This window comes from Kaistia hirudinis, assembly GCF_014196455.1.
GTDB classification, from domain to species: Bacteria; Pseudomonadota; Alphaproteobacteria; order Rhizobiales; family Kaistiaceae; genus Kaistia; species Kaistia hirudinis.
In genome coordinates, this window is sequence record NZ_JACIDS010000003.1 from 197,545 (window position 1) to 219,918 (window position 22,374).

The following is a 22,374-nucleotide window of genomic DNA, read 5'->3' on the forward strand; positions in this document are numbered from 1 at the left end:
GGAGGAACCATGCGCGACATCACCGCCGACACGATCACGCAGGCCGTCATGGCGTCCTGGGCGAATGCGCCCGACGCCCGTGCGCGCCAAGTCCTGCAACGCCTCACGCATCACCTGCACGCCTTCATCGACGACGTCCATCCCACCCATGCCGAGTGGCTCGCGGCGGTCGATTTTCTCTGGCGGTGCGGCCAGATCAGCGACAGCCAGCGCAACGAGTTCGCGCTGCTGTCGGATGTGTTCGGGGTGACTTCGCTGGTCGATCTGCGAAACGCCATCCCCGGCGCGACGGTCGGCTCCGTGCTCGGCCCCTTCTATTCGGACGACAGCCCCTATGTCCCGTTCGGCGCGGACCTCGTGAAGGACAATGCGGGCGACGTCGTGCTCGTCACCGGTGTGGTGCGCGACACGGCAGGGGGGCCGATCCCCGGCGCCGTCATCGACATGTGGCAGACCAATGCGACGGGCGCCTATGCGACGCAGGATCCCGACCAGGACGACGCCAATCTGCGCTGCAAGCAACTTTGCGACGCGGCAGGCCGCTATGCCTTCACGACGGTCGAGCCGGCCGCCTATACGATCCCGATGGATGGACCGGTCGGAGCCGTCGTGCGGCTGGCGGAACGCACGCCGTGGCGCCCCGGCCATTTCCATTTCATCGTCAGGGCCGAAGGCTACCAGCCGATCGTGACGGAGATCTTCTTCGCGCACGATCCGCTGGTCGACAGCGACGCCGTCTTCGGCACCCGGCAATCGCTGGTCCGCGACATTGATCCGGTGCGTGATGACGAGGAGCTTCCGGCGCCCCTCGACCGTCGCCCCGATCGTCGCCTAGACTTCGATTTCACGCTGACGGCCGCCGGCGTCGACGCGCCATGACCGCGACGCGGCGAATCCTGATCCGGAATGCGATCGTTCTCACAATGGACGACCGCATCGGCGCATTCCGCGATGCCGACGTCCTGATCGTCGGCGATCGGATCGCCGATGTCGGTCCGGGCCTCGTGGTCGACGACGCCGAGATCGTCGACGGCCGCGGCCGCATCGTCATTCCCGGCCTCGTCAACGTCCACATGCATACATGGCAGACGGGATTGCGCGGGCTGACGTCGAACATGACGCTGCTCGAATATTTTCGCTGGGTGCATCGCGGGCTCGCGACGGCGTTCACGCCGGAGGACATTCACATCGCGACACTCGCCGGAGCGCTCGGCCAGATCAATGCCGGCACGACCACGCTCGGCGACTGGTGTCACAACAACCCGACGCCGGACCACACCGACGCCGCGGTTTCGGCCCTTTTCGAGAGCGGCATCCGTTCGGTGTTCCTGCATGGCTCGCCCAAGCCCGATCCCAAGCCTGGCCAGCCGCATTTTTCGGAAGTTCCGCATCCGCGCCACGAGATCGAGCGGCTCCTCGCGACCCGCTTCACAAGCCGCGGCCAACTCGTCACGCTCGGGCTCGCCATCCTCGGCCCGCACTATTCGACTCTCGACGTTGCGGACGCCGATTTCCGCCTGGCGCGGGAGTTCGGCTTGGTCGCCTCGATGCACCAGGGCGGCGGCGCCCCGAAGACGCCGGGCGGCTGGGAGATCCTCGAGGCGCGCGGCCTCGTGGGGCCTGGCCTCAACATCGTGCATGGCAATGATCTCTCCGACGAGCAGATCGCGCGCTTCGTTGCGGCGGGGGTTTCGTTTACGGTCGCGCCCGAGAATGAGCTGACGCAGGGCCATGGCTGGCCGATCACCGGCCGCGTGATCGCGGCAGGCGGGCAGCCGACATTCGGCGTCGACATCGAATCCCTGGTGTCGGCCGACATGTTCACCGTCGGCCGGATGGCGATCGGCTGCCAGCGCGGATTGGACAATGCGGCGAGCCGTTTGGCGACCGGCTCGATACCGCAGTCCCCCAGCGTGACCACGCGCGACGCGCTGCGCTGGATCACGATCGAAGGCGCACGCATGCTCGGCCTCGACGACCGCATCGGCTCGTTGACCCCGCGCAAGCAGGCCGACATCACGATCCTCGATGCCACGGCCTGGAACATGTGGCCGGTGCATGATCCCTATTCGACGGTGATCATGCAGGCCGGGATCGGCAATGTGGAAAGCGTCCTCATCGGCGGCCGCTTCTTGAAACGGGATGGCAGGCTCCTCCGCGACGACGCCCCGTGCATTCGAGAGGATCTCGCGTCGTCTGGCCGGCGGATCGTCGAGGCGCTTGGCTTGCCGGACGCCTTCGCGACCTGATCGCACTGCCATTTTGAGAATGTTCGCGCCGCGCGCCCGCGCGGCGCTTTGCCATTGTCCCCGCATCGGGAGCGATCGCGGAGCCGGGCCGCCGGCCCCGCGCCACCCTCACCAGCCGACAAAGCGGGATCAGGACATGCTGCACGACATCAGCCATTTCATGCGCCAAGCCAACCTGATCGGTGGCGAATGGGTCGGCGCCGACCACGGCGGCACCATCGACGTCACCAATCCGGCGACAGGCGCGGTGATCGGCACCGTGCCGCGATCGGGCATGGCCGAGACGCGGCGGGCGATCGAGGCAGCCCACGCCGCCTTCCCGGCCTGGCGCGCCACATCCGCCCTCGATCGCCATGCGCTGCTGCGCGCCCTGCACGACGCGATCATGGACAATCGGGAATCGCTGGCCGAACTGCTGACGATCGAGCAGGGCAAGTCGCTCGCCGAGGCACGCGGCGAGATCGGCATGTCCGCGAGCTATATCCTCTGGTTCGCGGAAGAGGGGCGGCGCGCCTATGGCGATATCGTTCCCTCGCCCTGGGCGTCGCGCCGTATCCTGGTGACGCGCGAGCCGGTCGGCGTCGTCGCGGCCATCACGCCGTGGAATTTCCCCTCGTCCATGCTGGCGCGCAAGCTCGGTCCCGCGCTGGCCGCCGGCTGCACGACGGTGGTGAAGCCGGCCTCGCAGACGCCCTATTCCGGGCTCGCCTGGGGCGTGCTCTGCCAGGATGTCGGCCTGCCGCCGGGCGTCGTCAACATCGTGACGGGGTCGGCGGCGGAGATCGGCGACGAGATTTGCGCCAATCCGCTCGTCAGCAAGATCACCTTCACCGGCTCGACGGAAATCGGCCGGCTGCTCATCGCGAAGGCGGCGCCGAGCGTCAAGAAGGTGTCGATGGAGCTTGGTGGCAATGCGCCGTTCATCGTTTTTGACGATGCCGATCTCGACCGCGCAGTCGAAGGCGCGATCGCATCGAAGTTCCGCAATTCCGGACAGACCTGCGTCTGCACCAATCGCTTCCTCGTCCAGTCGGGCATCCACGATCGCTTCGTCGAGCGGCTTGCCGCGGCGGTCGCCGTCCTCCGCGTCGGATCGGGCCTCGAAGCTGGCACCCAGCAGGGTCCGTTGATCGACGAGGCGGCGGTCGTCAAGGTCGAGGCGCTGATCGCAGACGCCGTCGCCAAGGGCGCCGAGGTGGTCTCGGGCGGCCGGCGCCATGCGCTGGGCGGCTGCTTCTTCGAGCCGACGGTGATCAAAGGTGCTACGCCGGCTATGCGTTTCACCGATGAGGAGATCTTCGGGCCGTTGGCGCCCGTCTACCGGTTCGAGACGGAGGCCGAGGCGATCGCGCTTGCCAATGCGACCGAGTTCGGCCTGGCGAGCTATTTCTACACGAGTGACCTCGGTCGGGCCGTCCGCGTGATGGAGGGGCTGAAATGCGGCATCGTCGGAGTCAATGAAGGGCTCGTGACGACGGTCGAGGCGCCGTTCGGCGGGATGAAGCAATCCGGCCTCGGCCGCGAAGGCGGTCGGCAGGGCATCGAGGACTACCTCGATACCAAATATGTCTGTATCGGCGGGATCGCCGGCTGAGCGCCTGAAACAGATCCGCGACGCCGACGTCTGCCGGCACCGCCATGGGATTGCGCGTCGCGGGGTCAGTAGCGGCCGGCTGCACGCATCACCTTGTCGATCCGGTTCTGGCTGCGCTCCAGCGCTTCCCGGTCAGTGAGCTCTCCATTGAGCGCGGCGAATATCTCCTCGCCCAATATGTGCTCGACCAGCGCGTATTCCGGGATCGGTGGCCGATGCCAGCCATGCAGCCGGTTCTGCTTGGCGAGGCGATCGACGAAGCGGACGATCGGCGTGGTGGCCGCCGCCTCCGGGTCGGCCGTGACGCTGAAGCGCGGCGCGACCGGGATGCCGTTCTTCACGTGCTCCTTCATCGCTGCCGGCGAGGCCATCCACGAGATCGCCTCGAAGGCGAGTTTCGAGCGTTCCGGCGAAAGGCCTGCCGGTATGGCGAGCAGGAAGCCGCCGATCGGCCCGATCGAGGGACCGCCCGGGCCGTGCGGATGGGGCAGATACTCGACCTTGCGCTTCACGACCGACTTGATGTCGTACTCGAAGCGCGACGCGCGCATGGTCCAGCAATAGATCATGGCGGAGCGGCCGAGCATGAAGCAGTCGAGGGCCCGGTTCCAGTCCATGACGAGGATGTCGGGCGGCGAAACCGTCAGCAGGCGGCGCATATAGTCGAGCGTCTGCAGGCCCTGCTCGCTCATCACCAGTGGCCGGTACATCTCGCCCGACATCTTGCTGTAGTCGAACGAGACGCGGAACATCGGGACGTTCAGCACCGGCGCGCCGCAACTGCCCATGAAGAACATGAAGGAATGGGCGATCGGCATGCCCTTGGCGGCGTTCCAGACGATGCCCTGCATGCCGCGGCGAGGGTTGTGCAGCTGCCGCGCGGCGTCGATCACCTTGTCGAAGGACGTCGGCGCGTGAAGATCGTGCGCCTGGAAGAGGTCCTTGCGGATCGCGAGCGTTTCGATCGTGCTGTAGATCGGCACGCCATACTGGCTGCAGCCCCAATGGCCGGTCGACCAGATATTGGGATGGAAGTCGAGCGGGTTGATCCCGCTGTCGGCCAGATAGCCGTCGAGCGGCTGGACGATGCCGCGTTCGACCATCTCGCCGAGCCAGGGGATGTTGACGCAGAGAACGTCGTATTCGCTCTCCTTGCGCTTGGCATTGCGGATCAGCTCCTCGTGCAGGTCCGGCAGCGAGAGGAGGTGGAAGTTCTTGCGCGAGGCCAGCTTGCTGCGGAAGTCGGACCACATGTTCCGCATGGATTCGAAATAATTGTCCTCATTGAGCAGGAACCGGAGATCCTGCGAGGGTGAAAGCCGCGTTTCCATGATCTTGAGCGGCGGGATGACCTGATCGGCCATATAGGCGCCGCCGAAATAATAGTCGTCGGCATTGGCGCTGCCCGAGCCTAGGCCGAAGGTCTCCGCGAGCAGGACCTTGACCTTCATCGCATAGGCAACGAAGTCGGACTTCAGCCGCCGGCTCGGCGCGAGATAGAACGCCTTGGCGCCGGCGCTGCGCTGGTACTGCTCGATGTCGCCATCGTCGATCAGACGATGGATCCGGCGCATGGCGCTGGCGAAGGGGATCTGCGAGATCGAGGCGAGCGACGACATCGTGACGGGATCGCCGCGCAGGTGGCACTTCATCAGATAGAGAACGATGTTCCAGATCGGGTCCGGGTCGGCGCTCCCGAGGCGCTCGTCATAGGGTGTCCGAATGCGCTCCAGGAAATTGATGATCCGGAGCAACTCGTAGTCGGTCATGCGGTCCGTGGCATGATCCGCCGCTCGAAGGTCCAGCACGTTGTCTTCCTCCCAGGACTTGGCGGTCTGGGCCGGCGAGTGCCGCCGGTCATCCGATCGAACAGAGTCTCAGCGCTTGGCGTCCGCCTGCATGCGGCGGCGCAGATCGCCGACCACCGGGTGAGATCGGAACGGCAGGGCCGACTGAAGCCGGGCTAGCGCTATCCTCATTCGGTCTTTCATGGCTTCCTCCCTCTGGCCCTCTGAAACGGAGCCATTGAACGCGGTACCGATCGGGTTTCGAGCGCACGAAGATAGGCGGAGGCGCCGGAATCACTCCGTCGCTGTCAACAAGCCTGAAAATGATGGGATGGCGCCGGGCGAACCGGACCACATTTCACGCGCACTTGCCACCCTGCTGCTCCTCCAACAGCACGACGACATCCACCGGCGCAACAGCCGGCGGGAGCGCGATGTTCCTCCCCATCGCGTGGCAAAACTAGCATCGCGGGCAAGGTGTCAGAATCCAGGAAATTATCAATATGAGAATGCCGTGAGGCACACAGGAAGGCCGATGGCCTCCCACTGCATCCGTTCCGGCCGTGCGCGAAGGCGGTTGCGTCCGGGCGAAGTTGATCATTCTGAGAAAATTGGCATGTGTGCGGCCAAAGCCCATTTGGCATGGTTCCGTCCTGAGGGATGGACACGCACAAATGACCAGCAAGAAAGATAGAGACGGTGAGACCGCTCTAAAGAACGATGATATCAGCCCCGATATCCGGCAGGAACTCTTCCGTCTTCAGGTAGAAATCCGTGATTGCGAGAAGAGAGCGAACGATCTGTTTTTTCAGAACATGATCAAGGGCACCAGCCATCTTTCGCTGGGCCAGGAGGCGATTGCGGCGGGCATGGCGATGGCTATGCAGCCGGGGGACAAATCCTTCTGCACCTATCGCGGTCATGCCCACACCCTGGCGCGCGGCGTGCCGATGGAGAAGGTTCTCGGCGAGCTGATGCTACGCGACAACGGTCTGATGCGCGGCAAGGGTGGCTCGATGCATCTGACCTCCGTCGAGCACGGCGTGATGGGGTCCTATGCCATCATCGGCGCGCATCTGCCGATCGCCTGCGGTGCAGCCTGGCGGGCTCAGTACCTCGGCCAGGATGATGTGTCGGTCTGCTTCTTCGGCGACGGCACCACCAATATCGGCGCGTTCCACGAGGCGCTGAATTTCGCCGCGATCTGGAAGCTGCCGGTCGTCTTCGTCTGCGAGAACAACCTCTACATGGAGTACACGCTGACGTCGGAGATCACCGCCGTCGAGCATCCCGCCGCTGACCGGGCCTCGGCCTATGGCCTGGAGCGGATCGTCATCGACGGCAACGACGCGGACGTCGTCTATCGAACGGCCCAGGCGGCCTTCGCCAAGGCGCGCAGCGGCGGCGGTCCGAGCATGATCGAATGCATGACCTACCGTCATTCCGGCCATTCGCGCGCCGACCCGGCGAAATACAGGCCGCCGGGCGAGCTCGAGCGCTGGCTGGAGAAGGATCCGATCAAGATCTATCGCACGCGGCTTGCCGAGTTCGGCGTGCCGGAGGCCCGGATCAGGGCGATCGAGGAGGAGAGCAAGCGCAAGGTCGATGAGGCAACCGAGGTCTGCAAGGCCTCCCCGCCCGCGCCGGCCGAACTGCTGACGACCGACGTATACGCCGATGGAGGATGGGCATGGCGGAACTGACCTATCGCGACGCCGTTGCCCGAGGGATCGCGCAGGAGATGGAGCGCGACAGCAATGTCGTGTTCCTGGGCGAGGACGTCGCCCGCGCGGGCGGCGTGTTCAAGGCAACCGTCGGCCTCGTGGATCGTTTCGGTCCGCTGCGCGTCCGCGACACGCCGATCTCGGAACAGGCCATCCTCGGCGCGGCCATGGGCGCCGCGATGACGGGGCTCCGGCCGATCGCCGAGATCATGTTCGCTGATTTCGCAGCGGTCTGCTTCGACTACATCGCCAATGAGTTCCCGAAGCTGCGCTACATGACGAACGGCCAGCTCGGCTGTCCCCTCGTGGTGCGGACCGGCAACGGCGGCGGGGCGCGCTTCGGTGCGCAGCATTCGCAGTCGATCGAGAACTGGACGATGATGATCCCCGGTCTCAAGGTCGTGGCGCCGTCGTCGCCCGTCGACGTGGTCGGCCTCATGGCCGCCGCCGTGCGCGACGACAACCCGGTGATCTTCCACGAGCACAAGTCGCTCTACGCGACCAAGAGCGAGGTCCCGGACGGGGAGATCGTCGACACGCTGGGAACGGCGAAGATCCTCCGACCTGGACGGGACGCCACGATCCTAGCGCTAGCTCTGATGGTTCCACGCGCGCTTGCAGCGGCGGAGACGCTGGCCAGCGAGCACGGAATCGATTGCGAAGTGATCGACGTACGCTCGCTCGTGCCGCTCGACACCCAGACAATCCTGAATTCGGTGGCGCGGACAGGCCGCCTGTTCACCGTCGAGGAGAATCCGCGGCTGTGCGGCTGGGGCGCCGAGATCGCCTCGATCGTGGCCGACGAGGCTTTCTGGGATCTCGACGGGCCGATCGTGCGCATCACCACGCCGCACATTCCGCTCCCGGCCGCCGATCATCTCGAAGATCTGGCCCTGCCGAGCGCGCCGCGCATCGTCGAGCGGATCGCCCGGGTCATGAACGGGGCGCGGCGATGAGCACTGACGTCCTGATGCCGCAACTCGGCGAGACGGTCGCCGAGGGCAAGATTCTGAGCTGGTTCAAGAACGAGGGCGACGAAGTCCGCGAGGGTGACAGCCTGTTCGAGGTCGAGACCGACAAGGTCACGATGGAGGTCCAGGCCATCGCGGCGGGCCGACTCGGCGACGTCCGCGTCAAGGCCGGCGATGTCGCCAAGGTGGGCGCCGTGGTCGCAGTGATCGGCGGGGCCGCGAAGGTTGCCCCATCCGCGCCCGCTGTGCGCGCGGACAAGGCCTTGCCGAATGGCGCTGCGCCGCGGTCGCCCTTCGAGGAGGTCGCGACGCCGACCGAATCCTATGGCCGAGCCGAGGCACCGCTCGGCCTCCGGGCCACGCCGCTTGCGCGTCGCCTGATCGCGCAGAACGGCCTCGATGCCGAGGCGATCGCGCGGGTCGTCGCGGCACGTGGCGGGGCGCGCATCTCGGAACGTGACGTGCGCGATGCGCTTGCCGCCCCGCGGCGCGCCGACAATCCTCCGCCCGCGGCGCCGGTCTCCGCGCCGCAGCGGCCCCCCGCGCCTCCCGCACCGACGCTCGTCGGCGAGATCTTCACGCTGAACACCATCCGCCGCCGCACCGGCGAGCGCCTCGCCCAGAACTGGCAGAGCATTCCGCATGTCTTCCAGGCGATCGACGTGGATTTCACGGCCGTCGAGGCGGTGAGGGCCGTGCGTAAGGCCGCGTTCAAGGCGGAGAGCGGCTTCGCGCTGACTTATCTGCCGTTCATTGCGCGGGCGAGCTGCATCGCGCTCAAGGAGTTTCCGCAGATCAACGCCCAGTTCGGCGGCGAGCACCTTGTATTGTCGGCCGAGGTCAATCTCGGCATCGCGGTCGATCTCGCACATAACGGGCTCGTGGTGCCCGTCGTGCGGGGCGCGGGGGATCTGACGCTGCCGGGTCTCGCGAGGGCGATCGGCCGCCAGATCGAAAAGGCGAGGGCCGGGAAGCTGACCGGCGAGGATTTCACCGGGGGCACCTATTCGATCACAAACAATGGTGCGTTCGGAACGAGCTTCACCGCGCCGATCATCAATGCGCCGCAGGTGGCGATCCTGTCGGCCGATGCGATCCGCCTGCGTCCGGCCGTCGTGGAGACGAAGGAAGGCCCGTTCATCGCGCCGCGCCTGATCGGCATGGTGGGACAGAGCTTCGATCACCGCGCCTTCGACGGCGGCTATTCGGCCGCTTTCCTTTCCCGCTTCAAGGCGATCATCGAGCAGCGTGACTGGGCTGCTGAATTCGCCTGAGGCGCAATAACGAACAAATCCCGAGACGAGGAAACGGTCGAGGAGCCGCAGTTCATGAAGTACAATAGTCCCCATTCCACGGCCGCCTGGGGCCAGATGGCAAAAGACTGGGAACAGGGCGTCGATTACAGTCGTCTGTCGAAAGAGCGGCTCGCGCGGGCGCAGCAGGCGATCCGCCATGCCGGTCTCGGCGCCGTGCTGTGCTTCAACTTCGACAATATCCGCTATGTCACGGCGACGCATATCGGCGAGTGGGCGCGCGACAAGTTCATGCGCTATGCGCTTTGTCCGGTCGAAGGCTCGCCGTTCCTGTGGGATCCGGCACCGCCGGCAAAGCGCATTTCGTCGCCCTGGATCGCCGATAACGTCGCGGCGCCGATCACCACGATGCAGGGCGCCATTCCGCCGCATATGAACGTGCAGCGGGACTTCGCACGCCAGATCAAGAAGGCGCTGGTGCACTACGGCATCGAAAAAGAGCCGCTCGGCATCGACCTGATGGAGCTCGGCATGCTGCGCGCGCTCGAGGCCGAGGGCATCGAGGTGGTCGACGGTCAGCAGGCTCTGCTCGATGCGCGCGAGATCAAGACGCTGGACGAGATCGAGCTGCTCAAGATGGCGGCGGCGATGGTCGATGCCACCTATGTCGACATTGCGCGGGCGATCCGCCCGGGCACCAAGGAGAACGAGCTGGTCGCCATCGCCAATGACCGGCTGTTTCGCATGGGATCGGAGCGCGTCGAGTGCGTGAACTCGGTCTCGGGCCAGCGCGGCCGGCCCCATTCGCACACGTTTTCCGACCGGATGATCCAGCCGGGCGACATGATCTTCCTGGACATTATGCATTCCTACAATGGCTACCGGACCTGCTATTATCGGACCTTCATCTGCGGCGAACCGAACAAGCACCAGATCGACGCCTATGAGACGGCGTCGAAATGGATCAGCGCCTCGATCGACATGATCCGACCGGGCATTACGCCCGATGAAGTGGCCGCGGTCTGGCCCGATGCGCAGGAGTTCGGCTATCGCGACGAGGCCGAGGCGTTCCTGCTCCAGTACGGGCATGGCGTCGGCCTGTCGCTCTGGGAGCGCCCGATCTTCTCCAAGCGCTTCCGCGGCCAGAATACGCCGCTGCGCGAGGGCATGGTCTTCGCGCTCGAAACCTGGAAGGGCGCCGAGGACGGCACCGGCGCGGCGCGCATCGAGGAAGAGGTGGTCGTCACCAAGGACGGCTGCGAGATCATCACCAACTTCCCATCGGATCGCCTGATCTCCTGCGGCCTTCCCGGCTGCGAGGTCTTCTGACGCCGGCCGGCGCATCCCGTGATGCGCCAGAACCAGACGGAGCGCCCCATGGCGACAGCAGCGAGGCGGCCCGCCCGGCGCCGCGACGCCGGACGGATTCCGGTGACGTTCGTCACCGGATTCCTGGGCAGCGGCAAGACGACGTTGATCAACGCGGCGCTGCGCGCCCCGGAGATGGCGCGAACGGTCGTGGTGGTGAACGAGTTCGGCGAGGTAGGCCTCGACCACCAGCTCGTGACGTCGAGCAGCGATCAGGTGCTGGTGCTCGAGAATGGCTGTCTGTGCTGCACGGTCCGCAGCGATCTCGTGGGAACCCTCAACGGGCTCTATCATGATCGGGCGGCTGGCCGGATACCCGACTTCGGCCATGTCGTGATCGAGAGCTCCGGGCTCGCGGAGCCGGGGCCGGTCCTGCAGGCCTTCCTGTCGGAGCCGACGCTCGACGGCCTCTACCGCGTCGCCTCGGTGGTGACGCTGGTCGACGCCGTCAATTGGCGTTCGACGGTCGAGAAGCATGATGAGGCGGTGCGCCAGGTGGCTTTCGCCGACCATGTGCTCATCACCAAGCTCGACCTCTCGACGGAGCCCGATGCCGAGGCGGCGATTCGGCGCGACATCGCAAAGCTCAATCCGGCGACAGAGGTGGCCGTCGCTGACCCGATGCCGACGCCGAAACGAGTCGCGGAACTGCTGACGGCCAAAGGGTTCGATGCCGGTGACACGGCGGCAGACCCGCGGCCATGGCTGAAACTCCCTGCCTATCAGCGTCTCGCGGCGGAGAGCCGCGAACACGGTGAGCATCATGATCATGATCACCACCACCACCACCACCACCACCACCACCACGATCATGATCATGACGAGGATCACGATCATCCCCCGCATTTCCATCTGGAGCGGCGCGGCATCGAGAGCTTCGTGCTGATGCGCGAGAAGCCGCTGTCGCGGGACGAACTCCAGTTCCTCCTCGACGGCATCAGCCAGAATCTCGGGCCGGGTCTGCTGCGGGTGAAGGGGCTGGTCAATATCGCCGAGGAGCCGGGCCAGCCGGCCGTCATCCAGGGCGCTCAGCATCTCCTGCACACCATGGTCTGGCTCGATCGCTGGCCCGACGAGGATCGCCGCACGAAGATCGTGTTCATCACGCAGGGCGTCACTGGCGACGAGCTCAAGGAGATGATCGAGCTGCTGGAGCGTGTCGGCTCCCGTACCTTCGCCGCACGGGAACGGGCCCGCCGCAACAAGCCGATCGATCCGCAGGCACAGACCACCTAGCGTCCGTCCGGAGCGTCCATGTACGATATCGTCATCATCGGCAGCGGGCCGGGCGGCTATGTCGCGGCCATCCGCGCCGCGCAGCTCGGCCTCCGCACGGCCGTCGTCGAGCGGGAGCATCTTGCCGGCATCTGCTCCAACTGGGGCTGCATCCCGACCAAGGCCCTGCTGCGCTCAGCCGAGCTGATGGATTTCATCGGCCATGCCGAGACCTTCGGCGTCGCGCTGCCCGGACCGGCGGCGCCCGATCTCGCGGCCATGGTCGCGCGTTCGCGGCGGATCGCCGAGCGGATGAACAGCGGCGTTGGCTTTCTCCTGCGCAAGAACAAGGTCGATGTCATCTGGGGCGAGGGTAGTCTGGTGCGTGCGCCGACCGCCGATCGGCCGGGCGAGATCGCCGTCGTTGCGTCCGCACGCCCCGCGCGGCAGCCGCAGGCGCCGCTGCCCCAGGGTGCACTTGGTCCCGGCCGCTACCAGGCGAAGCACATCATCGTCGCGACGGGCGCCCGGCCGCGCAGCCTGCCGGGTATCGAGGTCGATGGTGATCGCGTCTGGAGCTATTTCGAGGCGATGGTTCCGCCGAGCCTGCCCAAGTCACTGCTCGTCATCGGCTCGGGCGCGATCGGAATCGAGTTCGCAAGTTTCTATCGCTCCCTGGGGACGGAGGTGACCGTCGTCGAGGTTCTGCCCCGGATCCTGCCGGTCGAGGACGCGGACGTCGCCGCATTCGCGCAAAAACAATTCGAGAAGCGCGGCATCCGCTTTCGTCTCGGCGCGAAGGTCGTGCGCATCGAACGCGGACCCGAGGGTGTCACCGCGGATGTCGAACGCGGCGATGGCACGATGGAGCGCATCACGGCCGAGCGGGTGATCTCGGCGGTCGGCGTCACCGGCAATGTCGAAGGGCTGGGGCTCGAGGCGCTTGGCGTCGCGGTCGAGCGCGGCACGATCACGGTGGATGGCTTCGGCCGCACGAATGTCGCCGGGATCTATGCGATCGGCGACGTCGCCGGCGCGCCGATGCTCGCTCACAAGGCGGAGCACGAGGGTGTGCTCTGCGTCGAAGCCATCGCCGGTAAGGCGGCTATCGAGCCGCTGGACCGCACGCAGATCCCCGGCTGCACCTATGGCGCACCGCAGGTCGCATCGGTCGGTCTCACCGAGGCCAGGGCGCGCGAGGCCGGACATGCGGTGCGCGTCGGCCGCTTTCCGTTTGCCGGCAACGGCAAGGCGATTGCGCTCGGGGAGGACCAGGGTTTCGTCAAGACGGTGTTCGACGCCGGCACGGGCAAGCTGCTCGGGGCGCATCTGGTCGGTGCGGAAGTCACAGAGCTGATTAACGGCTTCGTCGTCGCCATGAACCTCGAGACGACGGAACAGGAACTGATGCACACGATCTTCCCGCATCCGACACTGTCGGAAATGATGAAGGAGAGCGTGCTCGACGCCTATGGCGAGGCAATCAACATCTGACGGCGGCCGCCTGTCGATGAAGGAGAGACCATGAGAATCGGATGGATCGGGCTGGGCAAGATGGGCCTTCCGATGTCGAAGCGGATCGCGGAGGCAGGGAACAGTGTGACCGTCCTTGCCAGGCACAGCGCTGGTGCCGCGCGCGCCGAGGCGGCCGGATACGCGCATGTCGGGGACATGGCGGCGTTGGCGGCGGCGAGCGACGTGATCATCTCCGCCATTCCAGACGACCCAGCGCTGCTTCAGACGGTGCTGGGGGAAGCCGGGCTCGCCCGCCACGTTCGGGCGGGGCAGGTCTATATCGACACCAGCACCGTCTCCCCCGAGGCCTCCGCGCGTGTCGCCGAGCAGATGGCGGCGGGCGGCGTCTCCTATCTGCGCGCGCCGGTATCAGGTTCCACGGCAACGGCGGCAGCGGGCGCGCTCACCGTCATGGTGTCGGGACCGCGGGATACGTACGATCGGCTGCTGCCCTTGTTCGAGGCCTTCACGCGGACGCGGTTCTATCTCGGGGCCGACGAGCAGGCCCGCTTCATGAAGCTGGCGCTCAACGCCATGGTCGGCGCCACGTCGGCGCTGCTCGCCGAGGCGCTCACCCTGTCGCGGCGAGGCGGTATCAGCCTTGCCGACGCCCTCGATGTGTTTGGCAAGAGCGCGGTGACGTCGCCGCTGATCGAGTACAAGCGCGCCATGATCCTTGAGGGCCGCTACGATCCCGCCTTCGAGCTGTCGCAGATGATGAAGGATTTCGACATCGCACTCGATGTCGGCCGGGCGCACCATGCGCCGCTGCCCCTGACCGCGCAGATCCGCCAGCAATTCGAAGCCGCCTATCTCCGCGGCCATGGCGAGCGCGACTTCTTCGTCCTGGTGAGGGAACTCGCCGAGCTGGCCGGCCTCGAGGACTGACCGCCGGCGGCCATCCCTCCCGCCATCAATGAAAAAAGGGCCCGACAGCGTCGGGCCCTTTTCTTATGTGCCTTCGGCCGGCCGGTTCAGCCGATGGAGGTGCCTTCGGCGCCGGTACGGAAGTCGAAGCTCGTGGAGAGCCCGCCATCCGCCATCAGATCGGCGCCGATGAACGCGCTCGACTGTCCCGATAGCAGGAAGACCGCAGCCTGCGCGACCTCCGCCGGATCGAGGATATGGCCGGCCGGCTGGCGATTCGCTCGCGTCGCGAGGAACTTGGCGCTGTCGGCGGCGGATTCGAGATGCCGCTTGAAGAGGCCGGCCATCATGGGGCCGGGGCTCAGCACGTTGACGCGGATGCCCTGGCGCGCATGGTCCATCGCGATCGTCCGGGCGAGGCCCCGCACTGCCGCCTTGGACGACGAATAGGCCGCGAGCTGCTGTTCACCGAAAGAGCCGGAGACGGAGCCGATGGCGACGATCGGGCCGCCGCCATTGTCGATCATTCGCGGGAGCAGCGACTTGATCGCCAGGGCGGTGCCGACGACGTTCACCTCGAGCGTGCGCATGAGCATCTCGCTGCTCGTTTCGAGGATCGAGCCGACGTCGAGGATGGCGGCCGCCGTGACGAGGCCGATTGATTGCGAACCCGAGCGATCGATCAGCGCGTTGACCTCCTCCCAGGTTGCCGGGTCGGAGACGCTGCCGGTGACGTGGGCGTAGCGATTGTCCTGGCGCAGCTCTTCGAGCGCCGGGGCGCGGTCGACGCCGATGGTCTCGACGCCGCATGCGAGCAGGATCCGGCACAGCTCATGACCGAGGCCCGATGCGGCGCCCGTCACCACGACGGTGCGGGGCAGCGTGAGCGCGAAGGTCGGTGTCGTGGACATGGAGGGTTCCTTCTCGATGGCTTGTCTGCGAGGCCGCTCAGTTCTGCGGCGCGTCGCCGGTGAGGCGCGTCACGATGAGGGCGAGCAGGATGATCGCGCCATAGCAGGCGTCGATCCAGAACGCCGCGACCGAGGAGAGCGTCAGGACGTTCTGCAGCAGGCCGAGCAGCAGCACGCCGGTGAGCGCCCCGATCATGCGGCCCTGGCCGCCATTGAGGCTGATCCCGCCGATGACCGCCGCCGCGAAGACGTAGAAGATCATGTTCTGGCCCTGGCCGGCCATGACGGACGCGATCCGCCCCGTCAGGAGGAGTCCGGCCAGCGCGGCGAGCAGGCTGCCGACCACGAAGACGCCGATCGTGATCCGCTCGACTGGGATGCCGGCTACGCGCGCCGCCTCGGCATTGCCGCCGATCGCATAGATCGCGCGGCCGGTGCGGTGGTAGCGCATGAAGAGACCGAACAGCAGGAACAGGACGCCGGCGATCCAGATCGACGCCGGGACGCCCGCCCACTTGGCCGTGCCGAGATAGAGGAACGGCTCCGGCAGGTCGAACAGCGTCTGGCCATTGGTGATGCCCAGCGTCATGCCGCGCAGCAGGATGAGCATCGCCAGCGTGGTGATGAAGGCGTTGAGGCGCAGCTTGACGACGAGGAGCCCGTTGATCAGGCCGACTACGAGGCCGGTCAGCAGCGCCACGCCGATGCCGGCATAGCCGTTGATGCCGATGCCCGAGCCGCCGATCGACGTGTCCGAGATCATCAGCCAGGCGGCGAGCATGGGCGCGAGGCCGACGGTCGATTCGAGCGACAGGTCGAACTTGCCGCAGATGAGGATCAGCGACTGCGCGATGACCAGGATCGAGAGCTCGGACGATTGCTGGAGAACGTTGAGCAGGTTCTCCGGCAACAGGAAGGACGGGCTCACGAAGCTGCCGATGATCATCACCAGGCCGATGACCGGGATCAGAACGAGATCGCGCAGCTTCATCCGCGAAGCAAAGGACGAACGGCGCATGGGGGCGGTGTTCTGGGAGACGCTGGACATGTTCAGTACAATCCCTCAATGGCCGCGACCATGTCGTGTTCCTTCCAGTCTCTTGCGAAGCTTCGTGTGATGCGACCGCGGAAGATGACGGCGACGCGGTCGCAGATCGACAATTCGTCGAGATCGTCAGAGACGAGCAGGACCGCCATGCCGCGCGCCTTCGCAGCGTCTATGATGCCGTAGAGCGCTTCCTTGGAGGCGACGTCGACGCCTTGCGTCGGTGCGTCGAGCACCAGGACGCGCGGGCTCGAGGCGAGTGCCCGTCCGACCATCGCCTTCTGCTGGTTGCCGCCCGAAAGCTCGCTGATCCGCTGCTCTCCCGAGGTCGCGACGATGCCGAGGGTGCGTATCTGGTCGTTGACCGTAGCGGCCTGCTTCGCCGACGAGATCAGCCCGAGCCGGCCGAGCCGCTCCAGGATCGTCGTCACAAGGTTCTCGCCGACGGACATTTGCGGAAACAGGCCGCGGACATGGCGATCCCGCGCGACATAGCCGACGCCGGCCGCACGCATCGCGGCAACGCTGCCGAGCGGGGCCGGCTGGCCGAAGATCGAGATCGTTCCGGCTTTCGGGACCGCGAGGCCGGCAACCGCTTCGGCGATGCGGTCCTTGCCCGAACCGGCGAGGCCGGCAAGCCCGACACATTCGCCGGCCGCAACCGAGAGGTTGAACCCCTCGATGTCGTCGCCGAGGGCGAGGTCGCGGATCTCCAGGCCTGTCTTCACGGGCGCGTCGGATACGGGACGGGACTGGCGACGGCCGGTCGCGACGCCGGGCCCGACCATCGCGGCGACGAGCGCGTCACGCGGCAGCTCGTCCAGCGGCGCATCGGCGACCACATCGCCGTCGCGCATCACCGTGACGGTGCGGCAGATCTCGTAGATCTCTTCGAGATGATGGGAGATGTAGAGGAAGGTGACGCCGGCATCCTGCAGGGCGCGGATGCGATCGAACAGGCGGTTGACTTCCTTGCGCTCGAGCTCGGCGGTCGGTTCGTCAAGGATGATGAACCGGCTGCCCTGGAGCAGGGCACGCGCGATCTCGACGATCTGGCGCTGCTCGACGGTCAGCCGCCAGGCTTCGAGATCGGGTGAAACATCGAGCTCCCAATCCGCCAGCGCCGCCATGGCGCGGTCGCGAACGCTGCGCCAGCTGACCAGGCCGGCCCGTGCGGGCTGGTTGTTGAGCAGCAGGTTTTCCGCGACGGTCAGATGGGGGATCACCATCCAGCGCTGATACACGCAAGCGACGCGCTCGCGCCAGGCGCGGCGATCGCCCTGCGCCGGCGCAGGCTGGCCGGCGAGGCGAATCTCGCCCGCGTTCGGACTGTGAATTCCGGTCAGCAGACTGACCAGGGTCGACTTGCCGGCGCCGTTGCGGCCGACGATGGCGCGCGCATCCCCCACGGGGATGGCGATATCGACGCCGTGCAGCACCTCGATCGGTCCGAAGCGCTTCACGACGCCGTGGGCCTCGGCGGCAAAACCGGGGGCGATGGCTGTCATGGCGATACCTGGCTATTCGGGTCGGTGGTTAGGAGGGGCCGTCGGCCCCTCCGCGCCGGGCCTATTTCGCGGCCTGGTTGCCCCAGAGGTTCGGATCGCTGGCATTGTCCTTGGTCACGACCGTCGCCGGCAGATAGTCCATCAGGTTGTCGCCGACCGTCACGATCTCGCTACCATGGTCCGTCGGGCCGGCCGAGAAGGTCTTGCCCTCCAGCGCGGCCTTGGCATAGGCGGTGCCGTAACGGGCGTAGAGGTCGAGCGGCTGCGCGACGGCCACGTCGAGCAGGCCATCGCGAATCTGCTCGAGCGCGTAGGGCGTTCCATCGACCGTGGCGAGGAAGATGTGGTTCGGCTCGCCGACCTTGGTCAGCTTGCCGGATGACTTCAGGACATTGAGCACGCCGGCGAGCATCACAGAGTCGCTCTGCATGTAGATCGCGGCGAGGTCGGGGGTCGTCGTGACGACGGTCTGCGCGGCGGATGTGGCCCGGTCGGCCTTCCAGTTCGTCGGCTTCTCGATGATCTCGACCGCGGGGAATTTGGCCTTCATGCATTCGTTGAAGCCGGTCGTGCGGTCGCGCCCATTGGTCGTCGCTTGGTCGCCCATCAGCGACAGCACCTTGCCCTTGCCGCCGATGGCCGCGCCGACGGCCTCGCAGGCCTTCGCGCCGATGCCCTTGTTGTCGGCCCGGACGATCATCGCCGCCTTGCCCTTGGCGGGCGCGATGTCGATGAGCACGGCCGGTACCTTCTTCTCCTCGGCGAGCGCGAGGACGGGCGCGATGGCCTGGCTGTCGGTGGGGTTGATGATGAGGACGTTGGCGCCGGCGGAAATGAGGTTGCGCACGTCGGAGGCTTGCTTGGCGGCATCGCCATTGGCGTTGGTCGCCGGAAGCGTCTCCATACCGGCTGCCTTGGCCGCGGCCAGTGTCTGGTTGGCCATGATCGCCTGGAAGGGATCGGTCAGGAAGGGCGCGGAATAGCCGAGCTTCGGCGCATCGGCGGCGAGGGCGCCGCCCGAGGCGAGCATGGTAGCCGCGCAGGCAGCCATGGCGATATGACGGGCCGAGATGCCCGAGAGCTTCTTCATGATGTTCCTCCCTTACCGGCGTCTTTCCTCATGCGCCGATGGGCAGAGTTTTTCGGTCCTGCGCCCCTCATTCAACGCGCATGATGCTCAATATGAGACTTTGCGCCTCGCCGGGCGCTCTGAATGGCTGTCCCGAAGAAAGGCCCGCCGCCTGACGAAGCGGCGGGTCCATCAGCGGTTGTGGCCGCTGGTTCAGATGATGCTGCGGATCGAGCCGCCGTCCACGCCCCAGACGGCTGCCGTGACGAAGGATGCCCGATCGGAGGCGAGGAAGACGACGACATTCGCCACCTCCTCCGGCTCGCCGAGGCGTGCGAGCGGCAGTTGCCGAAGGCTCATCTCATGCTCCACCGCCTCCTTGGGCGGCATCTTGTGGAACTTGCCCATCGTCTCCGCGAAGCCGCCCGGCTTCGACCAGAAGGGCGTCCAGATCGGTCCTGGCGCGACCGCGTTGACGCGGATCTTGGGCGCCTCGGCCCGGGCCAGACCCTTGGTGAGTGCGAGAACCGCCGCCTTCGACGCGCTGTAGTCGACGGGAACCGGTTCGGGCTGGCGCGCGAGGTCGGACGCATTGTTGATGATCGCCCCGCCGCGCTCGCGCATCGCCGGCAGCAGCAGGCGGGTGGCGCGGACATAGCTCATGAAATTGAGCTGGAGCGTCTTGTCCCAGTCCTCGTCGGTCAGCTCGTCGAAGGTACGAACGGCGCCCGATCCGACATTGTTGACCAGTACGTCCGGCGCGCCGCCGAAGGGCTTGAGCGCGGCGGTGATCGCCGTCCTGACACCCGCATCGGTGCTGAGGTCGCCAAGCCCGATGCTCGCCTCGCTGCCGAGGCTCCGGATCTCTCCGGCGACACCCTCGCAGGCGTCGCCGTCGCGATCGACCAACGCCACGCGGGCGCCCTCACGCGCAAAGGCAAGCGCCGTCGCGCGCCCGATCCCCATCGCCGAGCCGGTGATGACGACCGTCTTGCCGGCCAGTCCTGTTTCCATCTTGTCCTCCCTCGTTGAATTGTCTTTAGGCAGCCGGCTCGAACATCGCCATGGTCGTATCGAACGACCGCTTGGCCTGCTCGCGCAGTGGCAGCAGGCGATGCTCGCGCCCGAGCAGCTCGACCGACCAGAAATCGTCGAAGCCGGTGGCCTGGATCGCCTTGATGAAGCCGCGCACGTCGAAGGAACCCTCGCCGCACAGGACCCGTTCGTTGATCGTGTCCTCCCAGAGGCCGCCCGGCACGATCTCCGCCCTGGCATCGTTCAGCTCGACCGACTTCAGATAGCCCACCGGCAGAGCGGCGACTTCGCCGAAGTCGATGCCGCCGCGCTCCATATGCCAGATGTCGATGCACAAGCCGCCATTGGCGCGTCCTGCGCCTTCCACGACGGCCCGCGCCGTCTTCAGGTCGCGTATATTGGTGAAGGGCAGGACCTCGATCGCCACATTGGTGCCGATCGCGGCGGCCGCGTCGCAGACATCCGCGAACGCCGCGGCATAGTGCGCAATGTCGATGGTCTCCGACCACATCTGTGGTGCGATCTTCACGTCGCGCGCGCCGAGGACCGCGGCCGCCTCGAGCAGATCGCCGCGGACCTTGTCGGATGCGCGTTTCTTCTCGCCAGCCTCGAACCAGTCGCCCAGGAACTCGACTTCCACATGGGGCAGGCCGTTGTCGTCGAGGATCTGGCGGATGCCGTCGAGGCCCATCAGGGCCTTGTTGGCCTCAATGTCCTGATAGACGAGGCCCAGCCCCTTATATCCGGCCTCCGCCGCGGCCTCGGCGCGTTCGCGCAGCGAGAACGGACTGACTTCCGTGGGGCCCATGGGAATGCGGTCGCCGGCGATCGTCCAATAGGCCGCCAGCAATTCGATCTTGTTCAATGCCTGTCTCCTCCCGACGTCTGCCATCCGAAAGCACTGTGTCTGGATGGTGCGGCAGCCGGCACCCCTCGACGATGCGGCTCCGCCACCCGAGTGTCCGGGTGCGATGGCTCGCAGGCAATCGGTAGAATTTTCAGGATGGACATTTCTCCCGTCGCGATTGCCGGCGAAGAATTCTCATTCTGGTCAAGCCGCGGCCTCGCCGGGCCGTCCGCCTCGCCTATGCTGCATTCGCAGCCGGGGCGTCGCAGTCGATAACCTGTGCTTCTCATGCGAACGGCGGGATGGAGGAAGACATGCAGGGACGAGCACTTGTCGTCGGTGCCAGCGGGATCACGGGCGGCCACACGGCGCGCGAGCTGATTCGCGGCGGCTGGCAGGTCTATGGCCTGTCCCGGAGCGCGGCGGACATGGGCGATGGCGTCATCCCCGTAGGGGCGAACCTTCTGGACGCCACCAGCGTCGAAGCTGCGCTGGAGACGATCGCGCCGACCCATGTCTTCTTCACGACATGGACGCGCCGTGCCACGGAGGCGGAGAACATCGCCGCGAACAGCGCGATGGTGCGCCACGTGCTCGATGCGCTGGCGCCCAAGCGCAGCGTTCGCCACGTCGATCTCGTAACCGGCCTGAAGCACTATCTCGGGCCGTTCGACGCCTATGTGAGTTCAGGTCTCAAGCCGGAGACGCCGCTGCGCGAGGAGCAGCCGCGCCTCGATCTCCCCAATTTCTACTATGCCCAGGAGGACGCCGTGTTCGCCGCAGCCGCGCGTGACGGCTTCACCTGGACGATCCAGCGCCCCCATACGGTCATCGGCAAGGCGGTCGGCAATGCGATGAACATGGGAACGACGCTCGCGGTCTATGCCTCGATCTGCAGGGAGACAGGCCGGCCGTTCCGCTGGCCCGGATCGCGGGCGCAATGGGAGGGGCTGAGCGACGTCACCGACGCCCGCGTCCTCGCCAAACATCTGGTCTGGGCCACCGGTTCGATCGCGGCGCAGAACGAGGCCTTCAACGTCGTCAATGGCGACTATTTCCGCTGGAGCTGGCTCTGGCCGCGCCTCGCCGCTTGGTTCGGCGTCGAGTGGGCGGGCTTCGACGGCGAAATCCATCCGCTCGAGGCGGAACTCGCCGACGGCGCGGAGATCTGGGAGCGAATCGCGGCGCGCCACAAGCTCAAGGAATTCCGCTTCGACCGTCTCGCCTCGCCCTGGCACACGGATCTCGACCTCTCCCGCCCGCTCGAGGTCATGACCGACATGAGCAAGAGCCGGCGCGCGGGGTTCACGGTCTTCCAGACGACCGAGCTCTCGTTCACCGACCTTTTCGCGCAACTGCGCAGCGACGGCCTGATCCCCTAGGCGCCTCGTGCTACCGAAGCCGGGTGTGCGCAGA

The 22,374-nt window shown here is 66.4% G+C and carries 18 protein-coding genes; 11 read left to right on the plus strand and 7 right to left on the minus strand.

Annotated features, from left to right (window positions below):
* Positions 1-9: 9 nt before the first annotated feature.
* The 3 genes from GGR25_RS10975 to GGR25_RS10985 all read left to right on the plus strand — a co-directional run bounded on the left by GGR25_RS10975 (position 10) and on the right by GGR25_RS10985 (position 3,843).
* Positions 10-879, plus strand: a complete 870-nt coding sequence (locus tag GGR25_RS10975; RefSeq protein WP_183398838.1) for a dioxygenase family protein — start codon at positions 10-12, stop codon at positions 877-879.
* On the plus strand, positions 876-2,249 hold the full coding sequence (locus tag GGR25_RS10980; RefSeq protein ID WP_183398839.1) for an amidohydrolase family protein: 1,374 nt from the start codon (positions 876-878) through the stop codon (positions 2,247-2,249). Before GGR25_RS10975 ends, GGR25_RS10980 begins: the two co-directional genes overlap by 4 nt.
* A gap of 136 nt (positions 2,250-2,385) precedes the next feature.
* Positions 2,386-3,843, plus strand: a complete 1,458-nt coding sequence (locus tag GGR25_RS10985) for an NAD-dependent succinate-semialdehyde dehydrogenase (protein WP_183398840.1) — start codon at positions 2,386-2,388, stop codon at positions 3,841-3,843.
* A gap of 65 nt (positions 3,844-3,908) precedes the next feature.
* Here GGR25_RS10985 and GGR25_RS10990 read toward each other — a convergent pair whose 3' ends face one another.
* On the minus strand, positions 3,909-5,651 hold the full coding sequence (locus GGR25_RS10990) for an extracellular solute-binding protein (RefSeq protein ID WP_183398841.1): 1,743 nt from the start codon (positions 5,649-5,651) through the stop codon (positions 3,909-3,911).
* A 572-nt stretch (positions 5,652-6,223) separates the two neighbouring features.
* Here GGR25_RS10990 and GGR25_RS10995 point away from each other — a divergent pair.
* Genes GGR25_RS10995 through GGR25_RS11025 form a run of 7 tightly spaced genes read left to right on the plus strand, consistent with a single transcriptional unit; the run spans position 6,224 to position 14,564 of the window.
* Entirely contained in the window at positions 6,224-7,333 is a 1,110-nt protein-coding gene (locus GGR25_RS10995) for a thiamine pyrophosphate-dependent dehydrogenase E1 component subunit alpha (protein WP_246409572.1), read from the plus strand.
* A complete protein-coding gene (locus tag GGR25_RS11000; RefSeq protein ID WP_183398842.1) occupies positions 7,321-8,310 on the plus strand; it encodes an alpha-ketoacid dehydrogenase subunit beta in 990 nt (329 codons plus the stop codon). Before GGR25_RS10995 ends, GGR25_RS11000 begins: the two co-directional genes overlap by 13 nt.
* Positions 8,307-9,599 carry a dihydrolipoamide acetyltransferase family protein gene (locus GGR25_RS11005; RefSeq protein ID WP_183398843.1) on the plus strand — a complete coding sequence of 431 codons (1,293 nt, stop codon included), beginning with the start codon at positions 8,307-8,309 and terminating at the stop codon, positions 9,597-9,599. The genes GGR25_RS11000 and GGR25_RS11005 overlap by 4 nt, the downstream gene beginning before the upstream one ends.
* A gap of 54 nt (positions 9,600-9,653) precedes the next feature.
* Positions 9,654-10,907, plus strand: a complete 1,254-nt coding sequence (locus GGR25_RS11010) for a M24 family metallopeptidase (protein WP_183398844.1) — start codon at positions 9,654-9,656, stop codon at positions 10,905-10,907.
* Between the two features lie 48 nt (positions 10,908-10,955).
* Positions 10,956-12,182, plus strand: coding sequence for a CobW family GTP-binding protein (locus tag GGR25_RS11015; RefSeq protein WP_183398845.1), 1,227 nt, complete (start codon positions 10,956-10,958; stop codon positions 12,180-12,182).
* An 18-nt stretch (positions 12,183-12,200) separates the two neighbouring features.
* Positions 12,201-13,655 (plus strand): dihydrolipoyl dehydrogenase, encoded by a 1,455-nt coding sequence (gene lpdA, locus GGR25_RS11020; protein WP_183398846.1) that lies wholly within the window; start codon positions 12,201-12,203, stop codon positions 13,653-13,655.
* Between the two features lie 30 nt (positions 13,656-13,685).
* Positions 13,686-14,564, plus strand: a complete 879-nt coding sequence (locus GGR25_RS11025) for an NAD(P)-dependent oxidoreductase (protein ID WP_183398847.1) — start codon at positions 13,686-13,688, stop codon at positions 14,562-14,564.
* Positions 14,565-14,650: 86 nt separating this feature from the next.
* Here GGR25_RS11025 and GGR25_RS11030 read toward each other — a convergent pair whose 3' ends face one another.
* The 6 genes from GGR25_RS11030 to GGR25_RS11055 all read right to left on the minus strand — a co-directional run bounded on the left by GGR25_RS11030 (position 14,651) and on the right by GGR25_RS11055 (position 20,976).
* Positions 14,651-15,454 carry an SDR family NAD(P)-dependent oxidoreductase gene (locus GGR25_RS11030; RefSeq protein WP_183398848.1) on the minus strand — a complete coding sequence of 268 codons (804 nt, stop codon included), beginning with the start codon at positions 15,452-15,454 and terminating at the stop codon, positions 14,651-14,653.
* A gap of 37 nt (positions 15,455-15,491) precedes the next feature.
* Positions 15,492-16,502 carry an ABC transporter permease gene (locus GGR25_RS11035; RefSeq protein ID WP_183398849.1) on the minus strand — a complete coding sequence of 337 codons (1,011 nt, stop codon included), beginning with the start codon at positions 16,500-16,502 and terminating at the stop codon, positions 15,492-15,494.
* A 2-nt stretch (positions 16,503-16,504) separates the two neighbouring features.
* A complete protein-coding gene (locus tag GGR25_RS11040; RefSeq protein ID WP_183398850.1) occupies positions 16,505-18,007 on the minus strand; it encodes a sugar ABC transporter ATP-binding protein in 1,503 nt (500 codons plus the stop codon).
* Positions 18,008-18,068: 61 nt separating this feature from the next.
* The gene (locus tag GGR25_RS11045) at positions 18,069-19,097 is read right to left on the minus strand and encodes a sugar ABC transporter substrate-binding protein (RefSeq protein WP_183398851.1); all 1,029 of its coding nucleotides are present in this window, start codon (positions 19,095-19,097) and stop codon (positions 18,069-18,071) included.
* 192 nt (positions 19,098-19,289) lie between these two features.
* Positions 19,290-20,090 carry an SDR family NAD(P)-dependent oxidoreductase gene (locus GGR25_RS11050; RefSeq protein ID WP_183398852.1) on the minus strand — a complete coding sequence of 267 codons (801 nt, stop codon included), beginning with the start codon at positions 20,088-20,090 and terminating at the stop codon, positions 19,290-19,292.
* 25 nt (positions 20,091-20,115) lie between these two features.
* Positions 20,116-20,976, minus strand: coding sequence for a sugar phosphate isomerase/epimerase family protein (locus GGR25_RS11055; protein WP_183398853.1), 861 nt, complete (start codon positions 20,974-20,976; stop codon positions 20,116-20,118).
* 296 nt (positions 20,977-21,272) lie between these two features.
* Between GGR25_RS11055 and GGR25_RS11060 the strand changes: the two genes are divergently transcribed.
* Positions 21,273-22,340 carry an SDR family oxidoreductase gene (locus tag GGR25_RS11060; RefSeq protein WP_183398854.1) on the plus strand — a complete coding sequence of 356 codons (1,068 nt, stop codon included), beginning with the start codon at positions 21,273-21,275 and terminating at the stop codon, positions 22,338-22,340.
* Positions 22,341-22,374 lie beyond the last annotated feature (34 nt).